This is a genomic window from Lysinibacillus sp. FSL L8-0312 (genome assembly GCF_038003285.1).
GTDB lineage: Bacteria > Bacillota > Bacilli > Bacillales_A > Planococcaceae > Lysinibacillus > Lysinibacillus fusiformis_D.
This window is the reverse complement of record NZ_JBBOOV010000001.1, coordinates 224,235-244,804: the sequence shown is the minus strand read 5'-3', so window position 1 is coordinate 244,804 and position 20,570 is coordinate 224,235. Positions and strand designations below refer to the sequence as shown.

The window sequence follows — 20,570 nt, the reverse complement described above, 5'->3', positions numbered from 1 at the left end:
TATACAAGCAAACGCTTTTTACCAAACTGTCATAATTGTTATGAACCCTTAATACATGTTATGGCTTTGACATCAAGCATTAATCGCAGAAAAAAAGCATGCCAGAGTACTTAATATCTCCAACATGCTGTAACTGTCGTTTTTACTTGTCAAGAAAGGCTTTTAACATCCATGTATGCTTTTCAAGAGATTGGTACATGGCGTTAAGTAAATCCTCTGTACGATCGTCCCCTTCTTCTGCTGCTAGCTCCATTGTGGAATTTAATGCTTTCATGAGCTTTTGGAAATCCGAAATTATCGTAGCGACCATTTCCTCTGTCGTCTCATTTCCTGCCGCCTCCTCTACATAGGAAAGCTCTAGATGTTCTTTTAATGTTGCGACTGGCTTGCCATCCTTTGAAAGAATACGCTCTGCAATTTCATCTAAATTCAAGGTTGTTTCATTATACAACTCTTCAAATTTTGCATGCAGTGTAAAGAATGAGTGTCCTGTCACATACCAATGATAATTGTGCAGCTTTGTATAAAGTACAGACCATGTAGCCACTAGCTTATTTAATTGTTTGTTTAAGTTTTGTGTCATAATCACTTTCTCCTCCAATATGTCTTGTTCTAGCCTTTAATATGTGTAACAAATGATGTCGGCTATACATCTATTGTTCCCGCCCGACAATATTTCAAACATGTCTTCGACAAACGATCTACATTAAGAATATTGCAACTATTCTATGAAATTATTTCACTTTCCGAAATAGTTTCGTTATAATGAAATCACTTACATGTAAAGGGGTGTCTATGAATGGAAGTTTTACCATTACGAAAAGATGTAGCAGTAGAAGAAACTTGGGATTTAACAGATTTATTGAGCCATGATGCTGATTTTGAACCTACTTTAGCACAATTGGTGGAAGACGCACTTAGCTTCGAGCAGCAATACCAAGGAACGATTACAGATGCACAAAAAGTTATTGACGTGCTATCTGCCTTTGAAGAGCTACAGAAAAGGTTTGTTCCGATTGGCACGTATGCCAGCTTAAACCTTGAAACAGATCGTACAAATGATGGAGCGCAAATGCGGGCTGCAAAATTTGCTACAGCTATTGGAAAGGTAAGCAGCGCTCTCTCCTTCGTGCGCAGTGAGTTACTAGCGTTGGATGAAGCTATTTTACAAGAAGCGGCAGCATCAAGCCCTCTTTACAAACGTTATCTAGAGGAACTGTTAAAGCAAAAGCCTCACCAGCTACATCCTGAAGTCGAAAAAGCATTGGCCGCATTTAGTGCTACATTCGATGCACCATATGAAATATACAATACGACGAAATTAGTAGACATGAACTTTGGTCAATTTGAAGCCAATGGTGAAAAGCATCCACTTAGCTTCGTCCTTTACGAAAATGACTGGGAGTTTGAAGCGAATACAGAAATACGCCGCGCTGCCTTTAAAGCCTTTTCAAGCAAGCTACGCGATTACCAGCATACAACAGCACAAGTGTATAACACGCATATTCAGCAGGAAAAAACAATGGCAGACCTACGAGGCTTTAACTCGGTCATTGATTATTTACTCTTTGATCAGGACGTCGATCGTTCACTCTATAATCGTCAAATTGATTTAATTACGACAGAGCTTGCCCCACATATGCGTCGTTATGCAGCTTTAATTCAAAAAGCCAATGGTATCGATAAAATGACATTTGCAGATTTAAAAATAGCGCTTGATTCTGATTATGATCCAAAATTATCGATGGCTGAGGCGAAAGAATATGTTGAAAAAGCATTAGCTGTTATGGGGGAAGACTATAATCATTTAATGGATAGAGCCTTCAATGAACGTTGGATTGACTATGCACCAAACAAAGGAAAATCTACAGGGGCATTTTGCTCAAGTCCGTATGGTAGCCATCCTTATATTTTAATGTCATGGAACGAACGCATGAATGAAGTCTTTACTCTTATTCATGAGCTTGGTCATGCAGGGCATTTTGCGAATACGCATGAACATCAATCTTATCTTAATAGCCGACCTTCTCTATACTTTATTGAAGCACCATCAACAATGAATGAAATGCTGTTAGCGAATTATTTACTAACACATAACGATGATTTACGGTTTAAACGTTGGGTGATTTCAAATATTGTGTCGAAAACGTATTATCATAACTTTGTCACTCATTTACTAGAAGCAGCCTATCAACGTAAAGTGTATGAATTAATTGATGCTGGTGAAGCTGTTAATGCAACAATTTTAAATCAATTAAAACGCTCTGTGCTAGAAGATTTCTGGAGTGATACAGTCGACATTTCTGAAGGTGCAGAACTTACATGGATGCGTCAACCTCACTATTATATGGGTCTTTACCCATACACATATAGTGCTGGGTTAACCATCTCTACACAAGTGTCTCAACGTATTTTAAAAGAGGGCGACACAGCTGTTGAAGAATGGTTAGCTGTCTTACAGGCTGGTGGCACAAAATCACCAGTAGAATTAGCACAAATGGCTGGTGTCGATATTACAACAGACCAACCGCTTCGTGATACGATTGCCTATATCGGTCATTTGATTGATGAGCTTGAACGCCTAACTTTGGAAATTGAAGCGGTTCAGCAATAATCTAGCAAGAAAACGGTCCTGCATGCTAAAGGTGCAGATCGTTTTCTTTTTTTAGTTCTAAGTGGAAAAATACGTACATATAATAGAATCAGGGCGTCCCTCTACATTTTTTAGATATTTCAAAATAGACAATCATTTTTCTTCATACAAAAGTACCGTTATTATTAAGAGTACGCAAATTATTTAGCAATATACGATTAACAATTATTAAAGGAAGTGTTCTAATTATGGTAAAACGTAATGATCCATGCCCATGCGGTAGCGGCAAAAAATATAAAAAATGTTGTGAAGGCAAACAGCAAGTAACAGTGGAAACAGTACAAATCGAAGAATTAGAGCGTGTGCTACAAACTTTTTACTTAGAATATCCCGAACGTAAAGATGTTCGTGCATATATTGAGCATGTCGGCACATGGCAGCCTAAATTAGAGAGTGTGCTACAGCGTGAGCTCATTGAAGCAATCGCTTTAGACGACTTTTTCTTCCATCAAGAGCCATCTATTTGGAAAAGTTACTTAAAGAAAACGAAGAAAAAGGCAGTAAGACCATCTACTGTCAAGGTACTTGAAGACTGGTCTCAGCCGGCTTTATTTATTGGTACGGTGTCTGTTGTTGAGGAAAAATATTTCAAGGCTAATCATTTACTTACGAATGAAGAGCTTTCTATTCGTCGTGAAAATAATAAACCGATTCCTGAAGGTATGCATGTATTTGCCTTTATCTTACCAGATGGAACGAAGAAATCGACACATTATTTAGCTGTGTCTACCCTAATTTTCTTCCCTGAGGATCATGCAAAAGTATTTGAAGAATTTAAGAAAAACTATGAGGCATCCGAGAAGAAAGTAAGCTCATTCTTAAAAGAAGAGCATCTAACATTCTGGGAGCTATTAGTATCGAATGGCTATAAAGGTGAGGAATTTTCAAACTTCGAAAGCAATGTCCTGACACAAGTAAAAGATTTCTTAGAGCAAAATGAGCGTGAATCAGCTCCGATGCTTGAACTTTTAGAGGACTATTTAATCGAAGGACAACCGACTGCTCGCAAAGAAGCGGCTATTGCAGCTGGTGCGATTCGTTATGGTCAGGAAAAAGAGCTATTCGAATCCCTATCCATGACCGTAAAGGAAATTGCTGCAACTTTTGATATTTCTGCTTCGTCTCTGACAAAATATTATCAAGACCTAAGCAGTTATGCTGAAACAAAATAAAAGTAATAATGAAAGAAGCTACATTGACCAGCGGATTGCTAATCAATGTAGCTTTTTCTCATGAGGTTCGTATTTTATTTACTATACACTTTCAAAAGCTCTTCTCCCAAAAACTGTAACTTTTCTCCAACTGAACACGCCTCAATACAGAAACGGTGAGCTCCTGGTTTACCACGTTCTTTACGTAATTGCTTAATCACCAAGCAATCCGCACAATACGTATCATGCAGTTCGTCAATATCCCTCATAACCGTCACTTTATCCATGTTGAGCCCCCGCTCCTTTCACGTCCAAAATTCACTTCTTATTATTATGAAGCGTTCAATTTGAACAAGCAACTATTTTGTTTGTTCCATTTTTTACAGACTATGATTCTGATCCTTGTTGTACAATTATAGAGAAGTCACATTGCAAAGTAGGGATGGTATGTTAGAAGTTTATATAGACGCTGCCAGTGCAGGAAATCCTGGTCCAAGTGGGATCGGGCTATTTATTAAAGGTGAAGGCCATCATATCCAAATTAGTGAGTATATTGGCGAAACAAATAATCATATCGCTGAATTCACTGCATTAGTTCGCGGTCTTGAAGAAGCACAAAAGCTAGGCTCAACACTAGTATCCGTACGCTCGGATTCTAAAATCGTTGTCGCTTCTATGGAAAAAGAATATGTTAAAAACGAGGAATTTAAACCTTATCTTGAAAAAGCTTTAGCCCTAGCCACTAGCTTTGATTTATTCTTTATTAAATGGGTGCCCGACTCACAAAATAAAGCTGCCGATGCTTTGGCTCGAAAAGCAATTCAAAGTAAAAATACTTAATCCTATTTCATGGGACTGTCCGTCATGTACAGTCTCGTTTTCTTTTCCCCTTTTTCTCCCGTTGTTTACTATTCCCCCTATTCAAACTTTTTATGAAAATAAGCTTCATTCAAAAAATGCTAGGAAATGCAGCTAATTTTCTGATTAATCCAAAACGATATTGACATTGTTAGATCACGATGATATCCTTTAACACATTAGTAGTTTAGCAAACGAAAGCGATAGATTATAGGGGGAAACAAAATGAAACGAGTATTGACTTTATTCATGATGCTGACAGCTGTGATCGTTTTAGCAGCGTGTGGTACATCGAAAGAAAATGCAGCAAAGAAAGATGACAAAGCTGCTGATGTAGAAAAAATGATTATTGGCATTGACGATAAATTTGCGCCAATGGGCTTCCGTGATGACAAGAACAACATCGTTGGGTTCGATATCGATTTAGCCCGTGCGGCAGCTGAGCATATGGGCGTCGAAGCAGAATTTCAACCAATCGATTGGAAAACAAAAGAGGCAGAATTACTAAGTGGGCGAATTGATTTAATTTGGAACGGTTATACCATTACAGATGAGCGTAAAGAAAAAGTACTATTTACAAAGCCTTATCTTGAAAACGCTCAAGTTGTCATGACAAAAGCAGATTCAAAGATTTTGAAACTAAGTGATTTAGCTGGACAAGAAGTAGGTATTCAATCTCTTTCTTCTGCGGCAGATGCACTAAACGGGCATCCAATTCATAAAGAAGTGAAAAAAATTACAGAGTTTGCGGATAATGTTTTAGCTTTATCCGACTTAAAAACAGGTCGTGTTGATGCCGTTGTTATCGATGCGGTTGTTGCAGAATATTATATGACACAGGAGCCTGATACATTTAAATTATTAGAGGAATCACTTGCACCAGAACAGTATGGAATTGGCGTGAAACCAGGCAATGAAGCCCTATTGGACAAATTACAAGCCGCATTAGACAAAATGAACGAAGATGGTACAGCTGCTGAAATTTCTACCAAATGGTTCGGTGAAGATAAAGTATTAAAGTAATGACAGGACACATCATTTGTAAGAGTTTCCTTTGTGAAACTCTTACTCTTTTTGGAGGGACATCTTTATGGCGGATTACTGGCAAACTATGATATGGCCGATGCTAGAAGGTGCGAAAACGACAGTGTTACTGTTTTTCATCGCTATTCTGGTTTCGATTCCATTAGGCTTTTTACTAACACTCGCAGTAAAAAGTCGCATTCAACCAATCTCTTGGCTTGCACATACGTATATTTATATCATGCGTGGTACACCACTATTACTACAATTATTATTAATTTGCTTTGGTTTACCTATGCTGCCAGTAATCGGTGAATACTTAGTACTTGATCGTTTTGTGGCCGCTTGCCTTGGCTTTATTTTAAATTATGCTGCCTACTTTGCAGAAATATTCCGTGGCGGTCTTCTTGCCATTGATAAAGGGCAATATGAGGCAGCTCAGGTACTTGGCTTATCCAAGTGGCAAACGACGACGCGTGTAATTTTGCCACAAATGTTCCGCGTCGCATTACCCGCATTATCAAATGAATCCGTTACACTTATTAAGGATACAGCCCTACTCTATGCAGTAGCTGTGCCTGAATTACTCCATTTTGCGCAAACAGCCGTAAATCGTGACTTCACGATTACGCCGTTCTTTATCGCGGGTGCTATTTATTTAGTTATGACGCTTGTCTTGACGATGTTCTTTAAATGGCTTGAAAAACGTTTTACATTTGAATAGAGGTGACACATATGGCATTGATGCAAGTAACAAACTTAAAGAAATCTTTTGATCAGGTGGAAGTGCTGAAACAAATTACATTTACAGTGGAGAAAAACGATGTCATTGCTGTCATCGGCCCGTCTGGATCTGGGAAAAGTACCATGCTTCGCAGCTTAATACATTTAGAAGAAATTGAAGGTGGCAGTATAGTGATTGATGGCGATTTTCTTGTTCAAAACGGTCAATATGCTAAGCCACAGCACATCAAAGCGATAACAGCTAAAATGGGGATGGTCTTTCAACACTTCAATCTGTTTCCCCACTTAACAGTCCAGCAAAACCTCGAAATGGCGCCGAGCTTATTAAAAACAGAATCAGCGGAGGCTATTACGAGCCGCTGTCAGGATTTACTGCAGAAAATTGGACTTGCCGACAAAGCAAAGGCCTATCCTGCCAATCTATCTGGGGGTCAAAAGCAGCGTGTAGCCATTGCCCGTGCCTTGATGATGAATCCTCAAATTTTATTATTTGACGAACCAACCTCTGCCCTAGACCCTGAACTGACAGGAGAAGTCTTAAAGGTCATGAAAAGCTTAGCTGAAGACCACATGACGATGATTGTCGTCACACATGAAATGGGCTTTGCGCGTGAGGTAGCGAACAAGGTCGTCTTTATGGATGATGGTCAGATCATTGAATCTAATCATCCAGACAACTTTTTTACAAACCCACAAAACGACCGCACCAAGGCATTTTTACAGAAGAATCTTTAGTAGAGCGTGTTTATGTCGCTCTACTTTTTATTTTTCTTCCTTGTGTATGCTTCGAAATAAATTGTTTATAAACTCGTTAAGTTTTTTAAAATCCCTATATTTCCCTACTGACATGTAAAGACCTATAAAAAGATACGATCACAATCGTACCTTTTTTTAATAGTTTCAATTAAATTATCAACTCCTATTTCAGTTCATAATAGAACATGCTATCATCATCTGTTCTGCTACCAAACATTTCACCAGGTTTAGGCAATACTCCGTTAGATGCCCAATAGCGATATGTTTCACCCTTTAAAAATTCATTTTTAGATGTACTTTTTGGGGATGATAAATTAAACAGCGCAATTTTACTTTTATCAACTAATAAGTTTGAAGCAAAGTTCATATCAGAGCCATTCTTAACACTTTGAACACTTACGTCCCTACTTGGCTTGAATGTGTATTCATAGTAGATTGCATAAATCCCTTTATTCAGTAGAATTTTATCTTCACCTTTTTCATTAAAAAACATATCTTTAAAAATACCTTTTGGTTTAGTGCCTGTCGTATCCACAAAAATGGCATGTTCAATTGTAGCGACACCTGTGTTATTTAAATACGTATGAGGTTTACCAAGAATATCTTCATATCCACCATATTTTGATTTCTTGAAGTTAGAAATAGTTAAAATGTTTGTTCCTGTTTCAGAAACCTCACGAAGCTCTTTTAACCCTGTGAAATCGGATGGTGCTTTCTTCATAGCATCCATGAAGCGGATAAGGATGGTTGCTACCTCGGCACGTGTTGTATTGCCATTTGGCTTGAATGTGAAATCTTCATAACCTGAAAGTAATCCAGTACCAAGTGCTACCCCGATATACGGAAGATCCTTCTTATTTACCCCGCCACCATAAAACTCTGGAATCGGAATAATTGTAAGGCTTGAATTCGCCATTTCCTCAATCGCTTTACCATAATCAGCGTTCGCATGTGCTAAGCCATTTGCTAACCAACGAGACATTTCACCGCGAGTCATTGCTTTGTTTGGTTCAAATTTGTTATTTGAGAAATCACTAGCTTTAATGAATCCAACTGCTAGTCCTTCTTGAATAGCGTCATTTGCCCAATGTGAAGCTCCAACATCTGAAAATTTAGATGGTGTACGGTCGTTTCCGTCGAATACGCGTGATAGGAATGTTGCAAACTCTGCTCGTGTTACCTGTGCAGATGGTTTATATGTACCGTCACTGTAACCTGCCACAAGCCCTTTTTCTGCTACTTGTTTAATTGACTCATATGCCCAATGCGATTTAGGAACATCTTTGAATGTCGTTTTCGTTGCCGCTTCTGCAACAGTATATGTAGCAGGTATAGCGTACACCGGAGTCGCCACAGCTAGAGCTAAAGTCGCAAGTAATAATTTGTTTGAGCTCTTTCTAAAAGTACCACGTTTCATATTTATTCCCTCCAAATGAATTAGATTCTTGTATACTCTAATTTTACCATTTTTAGAGGATCTATCAAATTCCCGAAGGTCATTAGTTAGTCCCCTCATTCCTGAAAAAGATTTTAATAAAATGAAAGAACCCGCTTCAAAACACCATCAAGTAGCCATAACAAAAAAGTTACGACAAATAGATTTTTGAAGCGGGTTCTTCTCATTATTTAAATTACTACTATGCTTTCATAATTTTTAAAATTAAACAATCTTGATTAGAAAAAATATAATAAGTTCGGTGGTATTAAAGATAAGTAACGTAATCAGAGGGGATATTGAAAGCTTTGAAATTAAGCTATTGAAAAAGAATTGTTATATTGACAATGTTCTTATATATCAATGAGGGCTCCTCTTTCATTTAACTAATAAGCATTTTTAAATATACTTCTTAAATAGCTGAACTCTTTTACTCGTTGTTTCTATCCAGAGTTATTAAATTTACAATATTAAAAAAAACGTTTATCCATGTATATTAATAAATACGAATCGCTTCAAAGGCGATTTGCCAAGTGATGAAAGTAAACCCTCTCACATGCTGGCGAGGCAGGGGCGGTTTACTTTTTTGTGCAAAAGTAAATAACAATGCAAGCACAGAAACAATACGTGTTGAGAAATTTATCGCAAAAAGGAATGAGACCTGCCCAATACAGAGTTCATTCCTCAGTAACTGCTTAAAATATGTGTCTAACTTTTTGGAGTCACTTCATTTGAAGTTCCTTATAAATTTGTTATAGATGAGATCCTCCACTTGCATCAAGCAACTGACCTGTTACCCAACGGCTGTCTGAGGAAGCAAGAAAGGCGGCAATATCTGCCACATCCTCGGGTTCACCCCATCTGTTGAAAATGGAAAGACCAGCAGCATATTTTTGTCCATCAAGATTTTCCAATGTCTCAGCATTCATTTCTGTATTAATAATTCCAGGCTGGATGGCGTTTACCGTAATATTACGGCTCCCTAGCTGTTTGGCTAGAAGTCGCGTAAATGTGTCGATAGCACCTTTGGATATACTGTACGTAAAGACACTTGGCGAGGCTGCACGAGTCACAAAAGATGAAATATTAATAATACGTCCTCCATCTTTTAAACGTGGCAAAGCTTGCTGAGTAACAAAAAGTGGTGCTTTAACATTAATCTTCATTACCTCATCAAATGATTCTTCCGTCGTCTCTTCTAAACTAATAATTTGACCAATTCCAGCATTGTTGACAAGAATATCGAATCCGCCACCGCCCATATATTCCCGAATAGTATCATCCAAAGTAGTAAATAAATCTTGAATACCATCTAGAGTACTAAGGTCAGCACCAATCGCGCAAGCATTCCCTCCGCTTTGTTTGATCTTGTCAACAACTGCTTTTGCCTCATTACGTCTTTTCCCGTAATGAACGACGACAAAGGCCCCCTCTTGTGCCAGACGCAATGCAATACTGCGGCCAATTCCTCGACTTGATCCTGTTACTAAAGCGATTTTCCCTGTTAACTTACTCATGCTTCCATCTCCTTGTTCAAACATAGTTATATTACATAGAGAATTATATCAAGGAACATCATTTGAAATGTTGCTCTCTTATTCGGTTTCAAGGAGGTGTTTCGTACGTTCATCCTTCACGTAATAGCCACTTTCAGGATCTGTCGTGCTTTCCTTTATTTCTTTCCATTCTTCCTTTTCAAACTTCTCTGGGGGAAAGGGCTTTTTTCCGTGTTCTTCACGATCCATATTTAACTCTAATTGAAGCTTCTCTTCATAAGCCCGTGTTTCTTTTCGCACAACCTTTTTATCATACTTCCGTTTATTCGCACTCGCTTTCACATGCGTAGAATCCATAAATAGATGGTCTGCAGGAGGAGTCTCTGATGCATAATCTCTTTTAATATACGATAGAAAATGGACTGAGCGGATGTTTTCTGTACGAAAGCGAAGCGACAGTAACGAAGCGAGGGAAGCAGCTCGACCCCGCCCGTAGTGGAAATCAACGGCTTTACTTTATTTCATTGTAAAAGAAAAAAGACTGTAAGCAAACTCAAAATTCGTTGAGTTTGTCTACAGTCATAAAGGAATAGGACATTATTCATTTGGAAATTTCGGTAGATAAATCATGACCTTAAATAAATCGCCATCTACTTGAACTAAGAACTTGCCGTTCTGGATGTGAATAAGGCTTTCAGCAATCGATAACCCTAATCCGCTACCTTGACTTGATCTCGATTCATCTCCTCGTTTAAAACGTTCCATTAGCTCATCGACTGAGATATTTAATTCGTATGCTGAAATATTTTTAAATGTCACAAGTATTTCATTCCCTAAATCTTCAACACTAATATATACCCTTGATGTAGGCTGTGCGTATTTAAAAATATTCGAGAATAAGTTTTCGATGGAACGCCATAGAAGTTTACCATCAGCCTTCACATACACCTTTTCTGTTGGATGGGCTAACTTAAAATCTAATGACGAGGCTTCAATTTTTTCATCCATTTCTCCGATTCCTTGTGTTAGTAATGATACGATATCAATCCGCTCTAACTGGACAGGTATACTACCACTTGATGCTTTAGCCGCTTCAAATAAATCATCCGTTAAGTGCTGGAGTCTTTTCGACTTTTGATCTAACACGTCTACATATTCAGCAATCATTTCAGGATCGTTTTCTAATTTTAATAAATCGACATACGTAATAATTGATGTTAAAGGCGTTCTGATATCATGCGAAACATTCGTAATAAGCTCTGTTTTTAAACGCTCACTCTTGATTTCACTATCCACTGCCTTTTTTAACCCATCTGTAATACGATTAATATTTTCTGCAAGTTGACTAAACTCCCCTTTTCCATCGACTTCAATTCGATGATGAAGATCCCCATTCTTAATTTGCTCTACGCCCTCTTTAATGCGATTAAATGACTTCACCTTTCGCATCGCCAACCAGGCAGCTACACCTATCGTAATGGGAAATATAAAAAATGTTGCCGCTACAACTAATGGATAGCCAATGACTAGTAGCACAATTTTCACGCCTGTACTACCACTGTCAAAAACATGTTTCACCCAAATAAATAGCTTTTTGAAAACTTGATAGAGCAGTGTATGCTGAAATAACGATCTATTTTTAATATGCTTTACGAGCGATAAAATCAATAGTAAGGCAATGATAAAAATAGGCACGGTGAAGAACATGTACATATCATGGAGCACTTCAACAATCATGGTGATCCACATCGCTGTTAAGCAACCAACTAGCACAATATTGAAATCATTATAGAGTTTATCCATGACATGGAAATGAATTTCTTTATCTTTAAATGACCTTCTTCCAATAACTATGATTAAATAAACAAAAGATAAAATAAACCCTGCTAAAAATACCATGAATTCATTCAGAAAACTTTGGGCATTCTCTTTATCTTTTTCCCATTCCGCCATTTTTTGTTGTAAGAAAGAATCTTTAAACGCCACATACATAACATCTGTCTGTGGGTTCAACGTGTCAACTTCGTGTGTAATGTAACCCAAGTATTGACTTTCTTTCATTTCATTTGGATAAAGCTTTTGTTGGTAATCCTCAAATAGCATATATGCATCAAAGGATTTAAATTGTTCTTTCTTCTTGAGATCACTATTGGAAAATTCATGTTCACCGTCACTCGCATAAAACACAATTCCTTCATAAGCTTCTAACGTACTACGTAACTGATAAAAATTTCTTACCTGTTCATTTATGCTTTCATCTTTTGTTCTAGCAATGTCATTTGCATATTTTTCTTGATAGATATGCTTATTTTCCTCTTCACTCAAATTCGAATTATATCTGTAAGAATTACGAAAATCATAATATAATTCCTCTTCGATTCTTCTATTATCCTCTTCTGTTAGTGTTTTACCACTTAAAATATATTCTTCACTTTTATATTTCCCGATTAATTGCGCTAAAGGAGCCATAATGCTGTAACTTTCATCAGCGAATGCTCGGCTTTCAAAATAATTATCTTGATTTAAACTACTAAGATGAATTCCATTAAATTCCATGTTGATCATTACCCTCGCTATACCAATTAAACAAGCGATGGCAATTAGAAACACAACTATTTTCGTTATAAGTGCATGACTAATACTTCTCAACTTTCTCAACCTTATACCCAACTCCCCATACAACTTTTAAATACTTTGGCTCTTTTGGATTAATTTCAATTTTTTCTCGAATCTTTCGAATATGAACCGAAACCGTATTTTCAGGATTAATAGCCCTGACATTCCATACCTTTTCATAAATCTCTTCAATCGTGAACACCCTACCAGCATTGGCTGTCAGAAGCTTTAAGATTTTATATTGCACTGGTGTTAAATGAACCTCTTGTTTATCAACAGTAATGACTTTTTGTTCATCATCAATCACAAGCCCGCCCGTTTGAAATACAGAACTGCTCATCTCTAGGCTCCCAAATGTCGTATACCTTCTTAGCTGTGATTTCACTCTAGCCACAAGTTCTAATGGATTAAACGGCTTAGCCATATAATCATCTGCTCCAATATTTAATCCGAGTATTTTGTCATAATCCTCCGATTTAGCAGAAAGCATTATTAACGGAATCATATTATCTTGCCTAATCTTCATCGTCGCCGTAATCCCATCCATTTTTGGCATCATAATATCCATAATAATAAGATGAATAACGTGATCCCGAATAAGATCGATTGCCTCTATACCATTGTAAGCTTTGAATACATGATAGCCCTCATTTTCTAAATAAATGCTAATCGCCCTAACAATTTCTTTATCATCATCACAAATCAAAATGTTCAACTACATTCACTCCTCCACCGCTTTAGGTTTATGTCATCACCCCTATAGGATTCGTATAAGGATATAATACTAATTAAATCTTAACAAACTCCGACATCAATTCTTAAGATTTTCTTAGTGTTTTTCTCTATGCATTCTTTATGCTAAAAAGCTTGAAATGAAAAATTTAGTTAAGCTGCAGGCTTTAATGTTGGACTAGGATAAAGAAATAAGAATATAAAAATGGAGAGCATGCTTGGGTGGCTCTCCTTTAATCGTCTATTATATAATTTTTATCATGAATCCAATACCAGTACTGCGTTTTAAGAAATCGATTAGAATTTCCGACAATTGTCAACATTATTAAAGATAAGTAAACAAAAAGTAGTTTTCGTTAGATTTAAAAAGGACAAAAGTAATACTCATTTTGAAAAAGAGCTCATTAAAACTTTTTATAAATCGTATCTTTCTTATAAATGAACAAAATTTATTTTGATGAGGCTGGGACAATTATAAAAACAGTTGGGCACAACCCCAACTGTTTGACTATATATGCACTACTTTTTTCGGTTTCATCCTTGCAAGGCGTAATAGATAAATAATAAAGACAACCCCCAGTAAGCCTGCCCCCGATAAATAGACAGAAGCATAGCCTGCCTGTACAGCTACCATTCCTAAAATATACGAACCTAGTGCGATACCCAGGTCAAACATCGTAAAATAGGTTGCTGTTGCATAGCCGCTTCGTTGAATGGCAGTGGATTGAACTGCTAATGCTTGCAAGCTAGTCGTTACAGCTCCATAGCCAAAGCCTATAAAAATAGCAGCACTTAAAAATAACATTGGTCCTTCAACAAATGCTAGCATGACTAGACCGATGGCAAAGGAAATAATGCCAGGAATAATGACAAATTGCGGTCCCTTCGTATCGTAAAGTTTTCCTGTATATGGACGTGTAATGAGCATTGCCGCTGCAAATACTGCATAAAAGAGACTAGCTACAGCCATTAAATCCTTTTGCTGTGCATAGACCGATAAAAAGGATAGCACACTGGCATACGAAAAAGCGACGAGGCTGGCAATTGCTGCAACAGGAAGCGCCTTACGCTCAAATAAATCATTCAATTTAAAAGTTAGTTTTCCTTCATGCACTGGCTTCGGTAAATCATCTGTATTGACCGTTAATGCTAAAATTCCTCCTGCTAGAATACATATACTCATGACTATGAATAAGACATTAAAGGTACTATATTGAATTAATAATAAGCCGATAAATGGTCCAATGACGACAGCTAGATTCGTAGACATCGTAAAGTAGCCTAGCCCTGCCCCTTTTCGTTTAGCAGGAACGATATCAGCCGCTAAAGATCCTGCAGCTGTTGTGATAATACTAAAGAAAATCCCTTGAATAAAGCGAAGACCAAGTAAAAGTCCAAACGGATGAATAAATAAATATAAAACGGTACAGATAAAATAGCCCACTATAGATAGGACTAACAGTTTTTTCTTGCCAAAAACATCTAATAACTTACCTGAAAACGGGCGTACAATAATAGCTGACAATAAAAAGCCTGACAATAATAGGCCCGCTTCCTTATCTGTCTGATGTAGTTCACCAATCGCATAGAGTGGTAAAGTCGTTACAAGTCCATAAAAAACAAAAAATACAGAGATATTCGTTAAAAAGAGGCTAATGAAACGCTTCGTCCATATTTGTGTATTTTCTTCTTGCTGCATGTCCATCAACCTTTCATTTTTTCCAATAACTTCAGAAATTGCTGCTGCTCCTCAACAGTTAAAGAGCCCACCATTTCTTCCTCAAATGCTAATATGGTTACGGTGATCGCTGGTAAGCGCTCCTCCCCTAGAGCGGAAAGAGTCACAATTTTTTCTCGCTTATCCTCTCCATCTAATCGTTGGACCCAGCCCAATGTTTCTAGTCGTGTAATAGCTCTTGTAATACTGGGCGCTTCCACATTTAAATATTTCCAAATTTGTGTTAAGGTCATTGGCCCGTTTTTATGTAAGCAATATAAAATGGCCCATTGGGAGCTATATAAATGATGTTGCTTTAATACTTCATTTAAGCAGTTCGTTAAATACCGACTTTTTTGGAATAAAGCATGAAATATTGGATTCATATTGTTTACCTCCTGCGAATTTATTTACCTAGTTAAATAAATACTATACGCTTCATTTTTTTCTTTGTAAAGCAAGGAATTTGGAAAGGTAACCCTACTGTAAGCAGGAAATTTTTTGCAAGTGTCGAATAAAACTTAGTAGATTTACAATGTAAAGGAGATGGAAGCATGGGGAAAAAGGTTTTAATACTCGCAGGAGATGCAGTAGAGGCTTTAGAGATTTTTTATCCTTATTATCGTTGTCTTGAAGCAGGGTATGATGTCACAATTGCAGCACCATCCGCTAAGAAATTACAAACCGTATTACACGACTTTGTAGAGGGTGTCGATACATATATCGAGCGTCCTGCTTATGGATTAGAGGCCCACGCTGCTTTTGCTGCTATTGATCCAACACAATTCGATGGGCTCATTATTCCTGGTGGACGTGCACCTGAATACATTCGTTTGAATGAGCATGTCCCAGCACTAGTAAGCCACTTCTTTGAAACGAATAAACCAATTGCAGCCGTTTGTCATGCAGCGCAAATTTTCGCGACCATTCCTGAAGTGCTAAAAGGGCGTGAGCTAACAGCCTATATTGCCTGCAAGCCTGAGGTGCAGGTGGCAGGAGCAACTTACATTGATGCCAACCTTCACACAGATGGTAATTTAATAAGTGGGCATGCATGGCCTGATTTACCAGGCTTAATGCGTGCATTTATTCAAAAGCTAGAGGGTTAAAGAACAAGGATGCCTAAAATAGGGCATCCTTATTTTATGAAGTACTTTCTTGAAATTCAATTTTTTCTACTTCCTGCGTTGTCGTTTGGTAGCTGATTCTGACATGAACACCAAATTCCTTGTCAGGCTGCTTGAGCCAAAGCTTAAATTTCTCAATGGTTGATGCCCCCTGTACTTCCTTGCCCTCATGCAAATAATCCACAATTTTAGCCGTAGGATATTTCGCCTTTACCTCTTTGATAGCCAGCTGTCCCCATTTTGCATAAGCTGGTGTTTCTTGTTGTGCATTGGCAACCACTGGTATTTGTATAAACATTGCTAGAGAAACAAAAAGAAGCCCAAGTAAATAAAATTTTCTCACTTGAATCACTCCCTTTTTGACTGTATAAAGCAGCACAAACAGTAAAAAATAAGAGCTCCAAAAGACTTTAGAGCAGCTTGTGTTTATTGCTTTGGCTGTTGGGGATTATTATGAATGACCTGATTAAATTCTGCTGAATATTCCTCACGATCATTCTTTTTGTGTGTATCTTCCTTCTTTTTCTTTTTAAAGCTTGTCTTATTCTTTTTTGCCATGATTTGTACCTCCACTATTTTGTTTTATTCGACTGTTGGTTTTTATCATGATTCGTTTTATTGTTTTTATTTTTAGCCTTTGCATCAAATTCTGCCGCGAACTCTTCATTCAAGTTGTCATTTGGGTTGTTATTATTGCTATTACTTCGATCGAGGTCTTTGCTTTTGTAAGTGCCAAAAGGATTATGTGTTCTCATATTCATGGTTTTACTGTTGTTTCGATTATTACGCTTTCCCACGTAGCTTCACCTCCTACTACCTAATTTGTTCAGTTAGAGATGTTTTAATGTAGGTAAGTTTCTTCGCTATTTGTAAAAAAAATGAACATGACCAATTTGATGTTAAATATATATCGAATAATTGCAATATTATGTATAATATAGGAAACAAAAGGAGAAGTAAGGTTTAAAACTACAACAGGAATGAGTTATGACGAATGGTATATAATACTGATTAATTCTTCGACACCAATTGATTATCTTAAAAGTCCCAATGGCGAGTTTTCTCATGTTTATGTATTTATAAGCGTTTGGATTAAATGATGGTGTTCTTAATGGATTATGTAAAAATCGTTAGTAGAATGGAAGCTGTTAATAGTAGCTTACGGAGGCGTTATCAATACTTTCCTAGCTCAATTTTTAAATGGTGGAATAGGTTCAGGTAAAACAAAATTGATAAATGCTTATATTAGTAATATTGAATTTGTAGATGCTAACTGGCAAATTGATCATCTACCCCAATGCAGTAACGAAAGCGAAATATAATTTCTAAATTAATGGGTAGAGTCATTTTCTTCTTTGACTATTATTCTGGCGGTTTGTTAAAGGTAAAATTTTAAAAATAAAGTTGAGGTGCAAATATGCTTTTAAATGACTATATGAATGAAAATTTTCCTTCCTTACTTCTTAGACCACCTTTGTTTTATAACTGGGAAATTGGCATACGGTTCGAACTAGGGGTAGAGCGAGCTAGAGATTGCGATTATGAAGATCGTCTTTATATACAGGAGGTTTATAAAAGGGCTGTCACGCTGTTTGAAGCACTACATTTACAAGACGAGGAAATTTTTATGGTAGTAGATGTCAATGATTTTGGAGGTAGAAAAACCTATCAGCACAAAGCGAGAATTTTTTCTCCATATATCTATGATAAATCAGTCTTATATAAATTGAAGCATACAGAAATGTCTTCTATTTTCCCCGAAGATGATGAGGACGGAAAATATAAAACACATAGGTTTACACTTGCATGTAAAACATCTGATTTGAAGTACATTCCATTGTTAAAAGCAGTATGTAATCAAGATTTAGGAATCCAACCAAGTATTTTTCATAGGATATATTTTTTAAATATCAAAAAGAAAACCATTTTTCACGTTTACGATGATAGAGGCTGTGATTTACTTGCTACCTCACCTGAATCTATACGAGACATTTATTATACATACAATGACTGGATATTAGATTATGATAAAGACAAAATAGATAAAGTGTTTAAATAACTTCTTATTGTAGTTGAATAACAAAGGACATAACTAGTTGTCATACAATATGTTATGTCCTTAAATCGTTAGACAATTGTATATTCTGTAATATTAAGTAATGCTCCGACAGCACCAGAAAAGCCATGGTCATTAATAAAGACAGGTGTATGCTTTTTCGTGCGTGTATAATTTGCAATCACTCGGGTAAGATGATCATTATTGCTTAATGTGGAGCCAATATAAACGATATGCTGTGCATTTTTTTCCTCCGCATATTGAATGCTGAGTGTTGTAATGACTTCGCCTACTAGTCCTTGAACGGTCGCAATAATATCCTCAGCAGGATGCTTTATCGACTTTGTAATGCCTACTTTCCCAAAATTACTAGCCGTTAAATGACCGTCAATCGGTGTATCCATACCTTGATAAATATCCTTGACCAATAGATCGATTCCTTCACGATTGCCATTGGCAGCCATTTCACGGATTTCATTGTAATCTGTAATGCCCGTTGTAAGCGCTGACAAACCAATTAGTGTCCCACCACCAACGCCTGTCCCACCAACGCGAATATGTGTATTACCTTCCATATAATGAATGGACGTACCTGTCCCAATATTGGTAATCATACTGCGCTCAAAAAAGTAGCCTTCTTTATTAAGCAAAAATCGGACACCCTTTAATGTAGCTTCAAATTCCACTATATAATGAATCGATTTCATTGTTTTAATGACATCAAGTAATTGCTCTGTACGTCCCCCCGTAACACCAATATCCTCAATATCTGGATGATCAATAATCCATTTTGTGACAGATTGCAAATCATTCGACGGAAAGGTTGTTAACACAAGTTCATTGTCTTGATCTAAATAAGCAACCTTTGTCAATGTGCCGCCTGCATCAATACCTATAGCCTTTGGCATACAATTCTCCTTTGTTTTTATTACGTAATTTTCTCATACTATGATGACGGTTTACGCTATGATTCAGGCAATTCATCAAATTCATGCCCTCTTTGGTATCCAGGATTTTGCAAGGAGTTATGTATGCCAAAATCCTGACTCCTGATTTTGTTCGTACAAAAGCTAAACGCTCAGTACAGTCCCCCAAATCGTGTAATGACATTTTGCCCTTTCTAAACTTTAACGCTGTTGAAATGATTGTGCAATAACTTCGTACACTTTCTTGAAAAAATCACGAAAAATATCAAAATTTATCTAATCAATAGCTGTTTTTTGACGAATTTCTAAAGCTTTATCATCATTCTACTAAAAAAACAAAAAAAGTGAAAATGCACTGCTTGAACAGGCATTTCCACTTTTCAATTACTATATTTAACTAGCGTGCTGAATAGCCACCATCAATGACAAGCTCGGCACCCGTAATGTAAGAAGCCTCGTCTGATGCTAAAAATAAAATAGCATTTGCTACTTCCTCTGGTTGACCAAGACGCCCCATTGGTGTAGCTCTTACTAACATATCCATTGCCTCTTTTGCTTCTGATAATTTGGCTGTCATTGGTGTTTCGATGACACCAGGGAATACCGTGTTCACACGGACATTGAAAGCACCAAGCTCTGAAGCTGCTGCACGAGCAATCGCACGTAAAGAACCTTTAGAGGCTGTATAGGCATTAAAGCCTGCCCCAATAATCGCTGTGTAAGACGATGTATTAACAATGGAGCCTTTGCCTGCTTCTTTCATATAGTGCGCAGCATGTTTAATGCCAAGAAATGGTCCAAATGCATTGATATTATGCATAATTGACCAGTCTGCCTGTGTAATTTGATCGGGTCCTTTTTCTGATGAAATACCCGCATTATTAATTAAAATATCAATGCGACCATATTTTTCAACAATTGCTTTTGTTACATCTGCCCAGTTTTCGTCAGAGGAAACATCTAATTTCATTCCCTCTACATTTTCTAGCTCAGAAATTTTTGCTAAGTTTTCTTCATTAATATCAGCTGCAATTACTGTAGCACCTTCTTGTGCAAACAGTTTAGCCATCGCTGCACCCATACCAGAAGCGCCGCCTGTAATCATAGCAATTTTATTATTTAAACGTCCCATTTCATTAAACTTCCTCTCATTTGAAATTGATGTAGCTATACTAGTATAAATCCACTCTTATTGACCACCATAAAAGTATAGATTTAAATAGTTTATTATTAAACTATATCATTTGTAGTAATCGTTTTCAAAGAATATCTCTCTAAAT

At 37.0% G+C, this 20,570-nt stretch carries 21 protein-coding genes and 1 pseudogene; 8 read left to right on the top strand and 14 right to left on the bottom strand.

The window, feature by feature from the left end; translation table 11 throughout:
• Positions 1-142 precede the first annotated feature (142 nt).
• A complete protein-coding gene (locus MHI22_RS01200; protein ID WP_058844685.1) occupies positions 143-583 on the bottom strand; it encodes a Dps family protein in 441 nt (146 codons plus the stop codon).
• A 216-nt stretch (positions 584-799) separates the two neighbouring features.
• On the opposite strand from MHI22_RS01200, the gene pepF reads away from it, so the two are divergent.
• Positions 800-2,614: an oligoendopeptidase F gene (pepF, locus tag MHI22_RS01195; protein ID WP_340810842.1), complete on the top strand. Its 1,815-nt coding sequence runs from the start codon at positions 800-802 to the stop codon at positions 2,612-2,614.
• A 227-nt stretch (positions 2,615-2,841) separates the two neighbouring features.
• Positions 2,842-3,825: an SEC-C domain-containing protein gene (locus MHI22_RS01190; RefSeq protein WP_058844684.1), complete on the top strand. Its 984-nt coding sequence runs from the start codon at positions 2,842-2,844 to the stop codon at positions 3,823-3,825.
• Between the two features lie 74 nt (positions 3,826-3,899).
• On the opposite strand, the gene MHI22_RS01185 is transcribed toward MHI22_RS01190, so the two are convergent.
• On the bottom strand, positions 3,900-4,091 hold the full coding sequence (locus MHI22_RS01185) for a zinc-finger domain-containing protein (protein ID WP_036127782.1): 192 nt from the start codon (positions 4,089-4,091) through the stop codon (positions 3,900-3,902).
• A 160-nt stretch (positions 4,092-4,251) separates the two neighbouring features.
• Here MHI22_RS01185 and MHI22_RS01180 point away from each other — a divergent pair, with 160 nt between their 5' ends.
• The 4 genes from MHI22_RS01180 to MHI22_RS01165 all read left to right on the top strand — a co-directional run bounded on the left by MHI22_RS01180 (position 4,252) and on the right by MHI22_RS01165 (position 7,164).
• On the top strand, positions 4,252-4,644 hold the full coding sequence (locus MHI22_RS01180) for a ribonuclease HI family protein (protein WP_058844683.1): 393 nt from the start codon (positions 4,252-4,254) through the stop codon (positions 4,642-4,644).
• Positions 4,645-4,887: 243 nt separating this feature from the next.
• The gene (locus MHI22_RS01175) at positions 4,888-5,685 is read left to right on the top strand and encodes an amino acid ABC transporter substrate-binding protein (protein WP_340810841.1); all 798 of its coding nucleotides are present in this window, start codon (positions 4,888-4,890) and stop codon (positions 5,683-5,685) included.
• Between the two features lie 67 nt (positions 5,686-5,752).
• The gene (locus MHI22_RS01170) at positions 5,753-6,409 is read left to right on the top strand and encodes an amino acid ABC transporter permease (RefSeq protein WP_036127793.1); all 657 of its coding nucleotides are present in this window, start codon (positions 5,753-5,755) and stop codon (positions 6,407-6,409) included.
• An 11-nt stretch (positions 6,410-6,420) separates the two neighbouring features.
• A complete protein-coding gene (locus MHI22_RS01165) occupies positions 6,421-7,164 on the top strand; it encodes an amino acid ABC transporter ATP-binding protein (RefSeq protein WP_036127795.1) in 744 nt (247 codons plus the stop codon).
• Positions 7,165-7,348: 184 nt separating this feature from the next.
• Here the strand turns inward: MHI22_RS01165 and MHI22_RS01160 are convergent, their stop codons facing one another.
• The 7 genes and pseudogenes from MHI22_RS01160 to MHI22_RS01130 form a co-directional block, all read right to left on the bottom strand.
• Positions 7,349-8,602, bottom strand: a complete 1,254-nt coding sequence (locus MHI22_RS01160) for an S-layer homology domain-containing protein (protein WP_340810840.1) — start codon at positions 8,600-8,602, stop codon at positions 7,349-7,351.
• 770 nt (positions 8,603-9,372) lie between these two features.
• A complete protein-coding gene (locus tag MHI22_RS01155; RefSeq protein WP_340810839.1) occupies positions 9,373-10,137 on the bottom strand; it encodes an SDR family NAD(P)-dependent oxidoreductase in 765 nt (254 codons plus the stop codon).
• Positions 10,138-10,236: 99 nt separating this feature from the next.
• A pseudogene (locus MHI22_RS01150) lies at positions 10,237-10,541 on the bottom strand (IS5/IS1182 family transposase); the annotation flags it as partial.
• 172 nt (positions 10,542-10,713) lie between these two features.
• Positions 10,714-12,765, bottom strand: a complete 2,052-nt coding sequence (locus MHI22_RS01145) for a HAMP domain-containing sensor histidine kinase (protein WP_340810838.1) — start codon at positions 12,763-12,765, stop codon at positions 10,714-10,716.
• Entirely contained in the window at positions 12,752-13,447 is a 696-nt protein-coding gene (locus MHI22_RS01140) for a response regulator transcription factor (RefSeq protein WP_036118196.1), read from the bottom strand. Before MHI22_RS01140 ends, MHI22_RS01145 begins: the two co-directional genes overlap by 14 nt.
• 525 nt (positions 13,448-13,972) lie before the next feature.
• Positions 13,973-15,163 carry an MFS transporter gene (locus MHI22_RS01135; RefSeq protein WP_445668834.1) on the bottom strand — a complete coding sequence of 397 codons (1,191 nt, stop codon included), beginning with the start codon at positions 15,161-15,163 and terminating at the stop codon, positions 13,973-13,975.
• A gap of 5 nt (positions 15,164-15,168) precedes the next feature.
• Entirely contained in the window at positions 15,169-15,567 is a 399-nt protein-coding gene (locus MHI22_RS01130; RefSeq protein WP_036118202.1) for a MarR family winged helix-turn-helix transcriptional regulator, read from the bottom strand.
• Between the two features lie 168 nt (positions 15,568-15,735).
• Here MHI22_RS01130 and MHI22_RS01125 point away from each other — a divergent pair, with 168 nt between their 5' ends.
• Positions 15,736-16,290: a DJ-1/PfpI family protein gene (locus MHI22_RS01125; protein ID WP_036118205.1), complete on the top strand. Its 555-nt coding sequence runs from the start codon at positions 15,736-15,738 to the stop codon at positions 16,288-16,290.
• Between the two features lie 34 nt (positions 16,291-16,324).
• On the opposite strand, the gene MHI22_RS01120 is transcribed toward MHI22_RS01125, so the two are convergent.
• From MHI22_RS01120 to MHI22_RS01110, 3 genes are all read right to left on the bottom strand, one after another.
• Positions 16,325-16,651, bottom strand: a complete 327-nt coding sequence (locus MHI22_RS01120) for a DUF3889 domain-containing protein (RefSeq protein WP_036118210.1) — start codon at positions 16,649-16,651, stop codon at positions 16,325-16,327.
• Positions 16,652-16,734: 83 nt separating this feature from the next.
• The gene (locus tag MHI22_RS01115) at positions 16,735-16,866 is read right to left on the bottom strand and encodes a hypothetical protein (protein WP_255358822.1); all 132 of its coding nucleotides are present in this window, start codon (positions 16,864-16,866) and stop codon (positions 16,735-16,737) included.
• Positions 16,867-16,880: 14 nt separating this feature from the next.
• Positions 16,881-17,105, bottom strand: a complete 225-nt coding sequence (locus MHI22_RS01110; RefSeq protein ID WP_004269369.1) for a hypothetical protein — start codon at positions 17,103-17,105, stop codon at positions 16,881-16,883.
• A gap of 620 nt (positions 17,106-17,725) precedes the next feature.
• Here MHI22_RS01110 and MHI22_RS01105 point away from each other — a divergent pair.
• The gene (locus MHI22_RS01105) at positions 17,726-18,367 is read left to right on the top strand and encodes a DUF3885 domain-containing protein (protein ID WP_036118218.1); all 642 of its coding nucleotides are present in this window, start codon (positions 17,726-17,728) and stop codon (positions 18,365-18,367) included.
• Positions 18,368-18,435: 68 nt separating this feature from the next.
• On the opposite strand, the gene coaW is transcribed toward MHI22_RS01105, so the two are convergent.
• Together coaW and MHI22_RS01095 are read right to left on the bottom strand one after the other, a co-directional pair.
• The gene (gene coaW / locus MHI22_RS01100; RefSeq protein ID WP_036118221.1) at positions 18,436-19,272 is read right to left on the bottom strand and encodes a type II pantothenate kinase; all 837 of its coding nucleotides are present in this window, start codon (positions 19,270-19,272) and stop codon (positions 18,436-18,438) included.
• Between the two features lie 415 nt (positions 19,273-19,687).
• Positions 19,688-20,422 carry an SDR family NAD(P)-dependent oxidoreductase gene (locus MHI22_RS01095; RefSeq protein WP_036118224.1) on the bottom strand — a complete coding sequence of 245 codons (735 nt, stop codon included), beginning with the start codon at positions 20,420-20,422 and terminating at the stop codon, positions 19,688-19,690.
• Between the last annotated feature and the right edge of the window lie 148 nt (positions 20,423-20,570).

Coding starts and splice junctions, on each gene's coding strand:
- MHI22_RS01200 (WP_058844685.1), bottom strand. CDS start 583: ATGACACAAAACTTAAACAAACAATTAAATAAGCTAGTGGCTACATGG.
- pepF (WP_340810842.1), top strand. CDS start 800: ATGGAAGTTTTACCATTACGAAAAGATGTAGCAGTAGAAGAAACTTGG.
- MHI22_RS01190 (WP_058844684.1), top strand. CDS start 2,842: ATGGTAAAACGTAATGATCCATGCCCATGCGGTAGCGGCAAAAAATAT.
- MHI22_RS01185 (WP_036127782.1), bottom strand. CDS start 4,091: ATGGATAAAGTGACGGTTATGAGGGATATTGACGAACTGCATGATACG.
- MHI22_RS01180 (WP_058844683.1), top strand. CDS start 4,252: ATGTTAGAAGTTTATATAGACGCTGCCAGTGCAGGAAATCCTGGTCCA.
- MHI22_RS01175 (WP_340810841.1), top strand. CDS start 4,888: ATGAAACGAGTATTGACTTTATTCATGATGCTGACAGCTGTGATCGTT.
- MHI22_RS01170 (WP_036127793.1), top strand. CDS start 5,753: ATGGCGGATTACTGGCAAACTATGATATGGCCGATGCTAGAAGGTGCG.
- MHI22_RS01165 (WP_036127795.1), top strand. CDS start 6,421: ATGGCATTGATGCAAGTAACAAACTTAAAGAAATCTTTTGATCAGGTG.
- MHI22_RS01160 (WP_340810840.1), bottom strand. CDS start 8,602: ATGAAACGTGGTACTTTTAGAAAGAGCTCAAACAAATTATTACTTGCG.
- MHI22_RS01155 (WP_340810839.1), bottom strand. CDS start 10,137: ATGAGTAAGTTAACAGGGAAAATCGCTTTAGTAACAGGATCAAGTCGA.
- MHI22_RS01135 (WP_445668834.1), bottom strand. CDS start 15,163: ATGCAGCAAGAAGAAAATACACAAATATGGACGAAGCGTTTCATTAGC.
- MHI22_RS01130 (WP_036118202.1), bottom strand. CDS start 15,567: ATGAATCCAATATTTCATGCTTTATTCCAAAAAAGTCGGTATTTAACG.
- MHI22_RS01125 (WP_036118205.1), top strand. CDS start 15,736: ATGGGGAAAAAGGTTTTAATACTCGCAGGAGATGCAGTAGAGGCTTTA.
- MHI22_RS01115 (WP_255358822.1), bottom strand. CDS start 16,866: ATGGCAAAAAAGAATAAGACAAGCTTTAAAAAGAAAAAGAAGGAAGAT.
- MHI22_RS01105 (WP_036118218.1), top strand. CDS start 17,726: ATGCTTTTAAATGACTATATGAATGAAAATTTTCCTTCCTTACTTCTT.
- coaW (WP_036118221.1), bottom strand. CDS start 19,272: ATGCCAAAGGCTATAGGTATTGATGCAGGCGGCACATTGACAAAGGTT.
- MHI22_RS01095 (WP_036118224.1), bottom strand. CDS start 20,422: ATGGGACGTTTAAATAATAAAATTGCTATGATTACAGGCGGCGCTTCT.